We start from the raw sequence: 510 nt of genomic DNA, 5'->3' as shown, positions 1-510 counted from the left end.
GCCTCGCGACGGCGAAGACCAGCCACTCGTGGGCGCGGTTCTCGTCGGCGTAGCTGTTGTCCGCATCCACCGCCACCTGCTGCTCGCCGCTGACCACCAGGACCGCGGCACGCAGGAGGACGAGCGGCCAGAGCGCCGCGATCTCCGCGTCCGTCAGCGGGAGCTGCGCGTCGAACGCGGCCACGGTCTCCAGCGCGCGAAGGGGGTCGCCCGGAACATGGTGAAGTGCGGATGCGACGGCGACCGCGAGCTCGGCGACGAGCCAGCCGCGCGAGACATCGCCGAAGTCGATCACCCCGGCCGGCGCCGCCGTGCCGTCGCCGGTGAGCACGATGTTGTCGTCGGTCACATCGCCGTGGATCACGCCGGTGCGCAGGTCGTCGCGCAGCGGTGCGAGGCGGGCGAGCGCATCCCGCGTGGTCTCCTCGACGAGGCGGCGGCGCGCGGGCTGCGCGACATGGCCGGCCAGCAGGTCGACCACCTCGCCGGCGATCCGCAGGTCCCATTGGG

The 510-nt window shown here is 73.5% G+C and carries 1 protein-coding gene; it reads right to left on the bottom strand.

Going from position 1 to position 510, the window contains the following annotated elements:
* Positions 1–481: phosphotransferase (locus AB4Z02_RS19025; RefSeq protein ID WP_441972925.1), on the bottom strand; the 481-nt coding region annotated here is incomplete at its 3' end.
* Positions 482–510: the final 29 nt, after the last annotated feature.

Source organism: Pedococcus sp. 2YAF34, assembly GCF_052114585.1.
In the GTDB taxonomy this organism is placed as follows: Bacteria; Actinomycetota; Actinomycetes; order Actinomycetales; family Dermatophilaceae; genus Pedococcus.
The sequence above is the reverse complement of the archived record's forward strand: the minus strand, read 5'-3'. Positions and strand labels throughout refer to the sequence as shown.